3 protein-coding genes are annotated in these 4,100 nt (G+C 68.0%); all 3 read left to right on the top strand.

Annotation, left to right across the window (positions count from 1 at the left end):
- A partial coding sequence (locus AX709_RS07180; RefSeq protein ID WP_156454190.1) for a helix-turn-helix domain-containing protein occupies window positions 1-933 on the top strand: 933 nt, incomplete at its 5' end.
- Between the two features lie 130 nt (window positions 934-1,063).
- The gene (locus tag AX709_RS07175; protein WP_156454189.1) at window positions 1,064-3,352 is read left to right on the top strand and encodes a TonB-dependent receptor; all 2,289 of its coding nucleotides are present in this window, start codon (window positions 1,064-1,066) and stop codon (window positions 3,350-3,352) included.
- 2 nt (window positions 3,353-3,354) lie between these two features.
- Window positions 3,355-4,100 (top strand): alpha/beta hydrolase fold domain-containing protein (locus AX709_RS07170; RefSeq protein WP_066548230.1); only part of this gene is annotated, 746 nt, incomplete at its 3' end.

The raw sequence follows: 4,100 nt of genomic DNA, 5'->3' as shown, positions 1-4,100 counted from the left end.
GTGCCCGCCGACGCCGAGCCGGTGATCGCGCGGCATTTCCGGATGCTCCTCCAGCTGTCGATCGAGACCGAGGACGAGACGTGCCAGCTGTCGCGCCGGCCGCTGGCGCGCGGCACGACCGATTTCGTCAGCGAGACGCTGGCCGGTGCCCGCGACCTCGAGGAGGTGATGCGGCGGATCGCGCGCGCCTATAACCTCCTCCACGGCGGCAGCTTCAACCGGGTCGAGCGTCAGGCAGACCGGCTGGTCTATCGTATCGACGATGCCGGCTTTCCCTTTGCGTTCGATGCCGATCCGGACGCGGCAACCACCGTGATGGAAGGGGTGCTGATCTTTGTGCACAGCATGTTGTCGATGGTGGTGTCCAGCCCGCTCGATCCGTGGCTCCGCATGGTCGCGACGCGTCGGCCGGGCACCGGCGCGGCGGACGGGCTGCTCGGTTACTGGCATGTGCCGGTCCGCCGCCACGCCAACGCCTATCTGCTCGAATATGCGCCCGGCGCCGCGGCGCTCGGCATCCCGCCCGATCTCGGCACCTTCACCAGCCAGGACGTCTATGCGCGCATCCTCGCCACAATCGACGCGCGCCAGGCGGATGCCGCGCACGGGGATCCGGTCGCCCAGGTCCGCAGCCTGCTGGGCGGCGGCATCACCGACCAGGCGGCGATCGCCCGTCGGCTTGGCCTGAGCGTCGCGACGCTGCGCCGCCGGCTTGCCGCGCAGGGTGCCGATTTCCGGACGCTGCGCGCGGAGGCGCTGGCGCGGCGTGCGACGGTGCTGCTCGCCAACGGCCGCGCGGTCCCCGACATCGCCGACACGCTCGGCTTTTGCGACGCGCGCAGCTTTTCGCGCGCGTTCAAGGCCTGGCACGCGGTCACCCCCGCACAATATCGCGGCCGGATGCGCGGCGAACCACAGAACAACGAAGCCTGATCGCGCATTGCGCGGCGTGAGCGAATTTGTCCTGTCAACTTGACCGCGCTTGTCCTCGACCCTCGCACCCCTTCCCGCCTAGCCTGATCCTCGCGAGCAAGCCGACCAATGATCGGCGGGGAGGATAGACATGAAGGTTTCAAGCGGGATCGGGCGCATCCGCGCCGCTGTTCTGGCGTCGGCGATCGGCCTGATGGGCGCGCCCGTTGGCGCGATGGCCCAGGATGCCGGTCCCCCGGCCGACACCGAGGCGCAAGCCGACGATCCGCTGCCCGGCGATATCGTCGTCACCGCGCGCCGCCGCGCGGAATCGCTGCAGGACGTGCCGATCTCGATCTCCGCATTCGGCGAGGACGCGCTGAGCAACCTCCAGGCCGACACGCTGTCGGGCATCCAATATGCCACCCCCAACCTCTATCTCGACCAGGGCGATGCCGGCAACGCGGTCATCTATATCCGCGGCGTCGGCCAGAATGACTCGCTTGCCTTTGCCGACCCCGGCGTCGGCGTTTATGTCGACGACGTCTTCATCTCGCGCTCACAGGCCGCGTTCCTGGAAGTGTTCGATGTCGAGCGGATCGAGGTGCTGCGCGGGCCGCAAGGCACGCTTTATGGCCGCAACACGATCGGCGGCGCGATCAAGTTCGTGTCGACCCGCCCGACCCGCGACGTCACGGCTTATGGCGAAGTCGGCTACGGCAATTTCGACAGCCTGATCCTGAAGGGGCGGCTGAGCGGACCGATCGCCGGCGACACGCTGCGCGCCAAGGTCGCCTTCGCCTATTCGAAGCGCGACGGCTATAACCAGAACAGCTTCACCGGCCAGGATGACGGCGATGTCGACACGCTGTCGGGCCGCGTCTCGCTGTTGTTCGAGCCGTCGAGCGACGTCGAGTTCCTGCTGAGCGCCGATGGCCGCGTCGACCGCCCCGACACGTCGCGCAGCCCGGTACGCGAGACGCCGCTCACCGGCGCGATCCCCGGCGGGCTCGTCACCTTCCCCGCCAGCCCCGGCGACTATCAGGTCGATACCAACGCCAACGGCCTGTCCGACCAGACCGGCTGGGGCGTGGCGCTCACCTCGCGCTGGTTCGTCAATGACAAGGTGACGGTGGAATCGATCACCTCCTATCGCGAGTTCCGGTTCGACCTGAACCTCGACACCGACGGCTCGCGGCTGCCGATCCTCGACATCCTGCTCAACCAGGACCAGCGCCAGTTCAGCCAGGAATTGCGCCTGACCTATGAGGACCCCGACAACCTGACCTTCACCGGCGGCCTCTATTATTTCTATGACGACGACACGACCTTTTCAGGCGTCGACAATGGTGCGGCGACGATCTTCGGCTTTCCGGTCACGCTGTTCGGCTTCGCCTCGTCGAGCCTCGCCGAGACGCGGCAGGAAACCAACAGCTATGCGATCTTCGGCGACGCCACCTATCAGCTGACCGACCGGCTGAGCATTTCCGCGGGCCTGCGCTACACGACCGAGGATCGCAGCTCGGGGCGGCTGTTCGAGAACTTCTTCAACCCCGCCATCTCGACGATCCGCAACACACCACCGTTCCTTGCCGGGGTGGGGGTCGCCGGGCGGCCGATCAACGGCGAGGCGAGCTTCGACGCGTTCACGCCGCGCGGTTCGATCTCCTATCAGGCGAGCGACGACGTGCTGCTCTATGCATCGGCCTCGCGCGGCTTCAAGAGCGGCGGGTTCGACGGCCGTGCCTCCACCGACTTCGCGTTCCAGCCGTTCCGCCCTGAATTCGTCTGGAGCTATGAGGGCGGCGCGAAGACGAGCTGGCTCGACGGGCGGCTGACGCTCAACGGCTCGGTCTTCTACAATGACTATACCGATGTTCAGGTGACGTCGTTCGGCTCCGATCCCGTCACCGGCGTGTTCGTCAGCCTGTTCACCAACGCCGCGTCGGCGAGCGCGTGGGGTGCCGAGCTGGAACTGCTCGCCCAGCCCACCGACGGCCTGGCGATCACCGGCTCGCTCGGCCTCCTCGATGCCAATTACGACCGCTTCGACATCCTGGTCGGCGGGGTGGTCACTGACGTCAGCGACCGCCGCGTGGTCAACGCGCCCGATTTCAACGCCAGCCTTGGCGCGACCTATACCGCACCGCTCAGCAGCTACCTGTCCGCGACCTTCCATGTCGACGGGTCCTATCGCTCGACCGTGGCGACCGAGATCACCGATTCGCCGCTGCTGCGGCAGGAGGGCTATGAGCGGATCAACGCCTTTGTCGCGCTGAACGGCCCGCAGGACCGCTGGCAACTGCGCGCCGGGGTGGAAAATCTGACCGACCGCAATGTGCGGGTGCAGGGGTTCAACCTCCAGGAGTTCCCCGGCGTCCAGGTCGGCTTCTTCAGCGCCCCGCGCACCTATGACCTGCGCCTGATCGTCCGGTATTGAGCGTGCGACGCGAGGCGGTGGCGGCCGACATGGACACGCTCGACCCGCAGAGCCGGGCGCTGCTGCGCGCTTATGACGCCATGAAGCAGGAATGGCTGCCGCGCGTGGTCGAACAGGGCATGGCCGGATCGCGCGCTTTTGCCGACGCGGTGTTCGCGGCCTTTCGCGGTGCCGATCGCGATCTGCGCCCCGAACGCGTCGTCGACCTGACCGTGCCCGGCGGGGCCGGAGACCGCCCTGCGCGGCTCTATCGCCCCGCCGCGCCGGACGGGGCCGACCCCGGCGTGGTGCTGTTCCTGCATGGCGGCGGCTGGTCGCTCGGCGGCATCGACGCCTATGATGGGCTCACCGCGTCGCTCGCCGCGCTGAGCGGGGTCGCGGTGCTCAGCCTCGACTATCGGCTCGCTCCCGAACATCCCTTTCCCGCCGGGCTGAGCGATGCGATGGCCGCGACCGGATTCCTGATGGGATCGGCCGCGACGATCGGCTGCGACCCGGCCCGCGTCGCGGTGATGGGCGACAGCGCGGGCGGCAACCTGGCCGCCGTGGTCGCCCGCGAAATCGCGCAGGCGGGGGTCGGCGGGCTGCGCGCACAATATCTGGTCTATCCGATGACCGACGTGACCGCCGACCATGCGGATTATGCGTCGCGTCGCGATTTCGGCGCGGGCGATTATTTCCTGGCCAATGCCGGGATCGACTTCGCGCGCGACGTCTATCTGACCGGCACGCCCGCCCGCCCCGACGA

Source organism: Sphingomonas sp. CCH15-F11, assembly GCF_001557005.1.
In the GTDB taxonomy this organism is placed as follows: Bacteria; Pseudomonadota; Alphaproteobacteria; order Sphingomonadales; family Sphingomonadaceae; genus Sphingomonas.
This window is presented reverse-complemented; position numbering and strand designations above follow the sequence as displayed.

Excerpts from the sequence above, each read along its gene's own strand:
- AX709_RS07175 (WP_156454189.1), top strand. The coding sequence starts at position 1,064 with ATGAAGGTTTCAAGCGGGATCGGGCGCATCCGCGCCGCTGTTCTGGCG.